The following is a 2,167-nucleotide window of genomic DNA, read 5'->3' on the forward strand; positions in this document are numbered from 1 at the left end:
ATGCGCAAGCGACAGGCGAGGTATGCCTACAGTCCCAATCCGTCCATCGCCGAGCAATTCACCATCCTTGCTGCATGACAATCGGACATCGCTCGATCCCTGGCCCATAGTGAAAATTGCGACGGAACCATTCCAAAAGCCCAGGAATTTCACCCTCACCTCCGCCACCACTGCCTCGGATTCAGCTGTTTCCAGCCCAAACCATTCAAACTCAGATGCAGCGAGACTATAGGCCAGTGCGTATGTCGGACCCACAACTACCTCCTTAGGTTCTCAATGAATAAGAATGGCTTCTACTGGGCAATTTGTGCCACTAATCGCGAGGACAACCGAGAAAAACTTCACCAATCCTGGCCAACAGCCTCCGGCAAAGTGCTCCGGAAACTCAGATATGAAATTAGTTAGGCCGCCGCATGACCACCCTTTCCGTCATCGTGTTCATTCTTACCTATGCGGGCATGGCGCTCGGCCGCGTGCCGGGGCTCGCCGTCGATCGGACAGGCGTTGCGCTGCTCGGGCTCATCGCGCTCTTGGCTTCGGGTGACCTGACGCTCGATGAGGCGGGCCGCGCCGTGGACATGCCGACTATCGCATTGCTCTTCGCCCTGATGATCCTGTCCGCACAGTTCGAGCACTCTGGGTTTTACGCCTGGATAGCGAACCGCATCACCCATGCCGCGCGCAGCCCAAGACTCCTACTTAGCGTGCTGATCGTGGTGACGGGAGCGCTGGCGGCGATCTTCACAAACGATGTCGTCGTCTTTGCGCTGACGCCGCTTGTTGTCACCGGCCTCGCAACCCACAAACTTGATCCCCGTCCCTATTTGGTCGGCCTAGCGGGCGCCGCAAATGCCGGTTCGGCGGCAACACTTATCGGCAATCCGCAAAACATACTAATCGGACAGGCGGGCGGCCTCGATTTCTGGCGGTATTTCTTTTTCGCGCTGCCCCCCACGCTACTCAGCCTCGCTTTCACTTACGTCGCCGTCACGGCGACATGGCGGTTCACACCGGCGGAGGAGGCGTTGGCCAACAACGTTTCGTCACCGCGGATCGACCGCGTTCAGATAGCAAAGGGGATCCTGGCGATCGCCGCTCTCATCGGTCTTTTCCTCACACCGCTACCACGCGAGCTTGCAGCACTCGCAGTCGCAGGCCTGCTGCTTCTGTCGCGGCGGCTGTCATCGCGCGACATGATCGGTGCAGTCGACTGGCATTTGCTCCTGCTCTTCGTAAGCCTGTTCGGCGTCACCGCCGCCTTCGCCAAGACGGGATTGTCGCAGGATGGACTGGCCTTTCTCGCAGCCCATGGGCTACTGCCTGACCGACTTTCGGTGCTGACGCCGCTGACGCTCGCCGCCTCCAATACGATCGGCAACGTGCCGGCTGTCATTCTTATCATCAAACTTGTTCCAGACCTTCCGGACGGAGTGCTGACCGGACTTGCCCTTCTGTCGACTTTCGCTGGCAATCTATTGCTCACCGGTTCGATGTGTAACATCATCGTTGCCGAGCGGGCGGCAAGCGCGGGTGCTCGGCTGAGTTTTATCGATTTCGCGCGCTCAGGAATCCCGATGACACTTGCAAGTCTTGCCGCGACAGCGGCTTGGCTTTTGGTGATGGGGCTCGTCCGGATATAAGCCGAGACTCATCCGTGTGACAAATCAGGACCAATAAACCGCTGCGACTGATCGTTTGAAAACGCCGATAATTGCCGATCTGGCGATGTCATGTCTGGATGGCGTCCGTTTGGCTGTCACTTGGTTAAGATTCATCACAAGATTTCGATTTTACTCTGATCTTTGTTAGCAATACGCTCGTCTCTGGTCTAAGTCCGCATCAGGGAGGGACGAACGGGGGCAGATAGGTTCGTGGAGGCCTGGCTCGTTGCTGCATCGCCTGTCTGGTTGACGGACTTAACAACGCGGTTTTGACCGATTGCGTTCCAAGGACGAGAAAACCAAAGACGATCAATATCGTACCCATCGCCATTCTCAGTCCTTGCCCGGTTGATGCCATGTGTCCACGCCAGCGCGTCACCGTTTCACGCGAAAGCATGCCAAGCAGCAGCAATGGAAACGAGGCTCCGATGCCGAAGGCAAGCATCGTTATTGCCACCGAGCCAAGGTCCTCGCCTCGTGCCGCCAGGACTGAAGCAGCACCAAGT

General features: G+C 57.5%; 1 protein-coding gene and 2 pseudogenes. 2 read left to right on the forward strand and 1 reads right to left on the reverse strand.

Annotated elements, in window-relative coordinates:
• Positions 1-78, forward strand: a pseudogene (locus AAAC48_RS28950) (IS6 family transposase); the annotation flags it as partial.
• Positions 79-413: 335 nt separating this feature from the next.
• Positions 414-1,640 carry an SLC13 family permease gene (locus AAAC48_RS28955; RefSeq protein WP_340657487.1) on the forward strand — a complete coding sequence of 409 codons (1,227 nt, stop codon included), beginning with the start codon at positions 414-416 and terminating at the stop codon, positions 1,638-1,640.
• Positions 1,641-1,839: 199 nt separating this feature from the next.
• Here the strand turns inward: AAAC48_RS28955 and AAAC48_RS28960 are convergent.
• A pseudogene (locus AAAC48_RS28960) lies at positions 1,840-2,167 on the reverse strand (hypothetical protein); the annotation flags it as partial.

It is taken from the genome of Phyllobacterium sp. (assembly GCF_037994405.1).
GTDB lineage: Bacteria > Pseudomonadota > Alphaproteobacteria > Rhizobiales > Rhizobiaceae > Phyllobacterium.

Coding starts and splice junctions, on each gene's coding strand:
- AAAC48_RS28955 (WP_340657487.1), top strand. CDS start 414: ATGACCACCCTTTCCGTCATCGTGTTCATTCTTACCTATGCGGGCATG.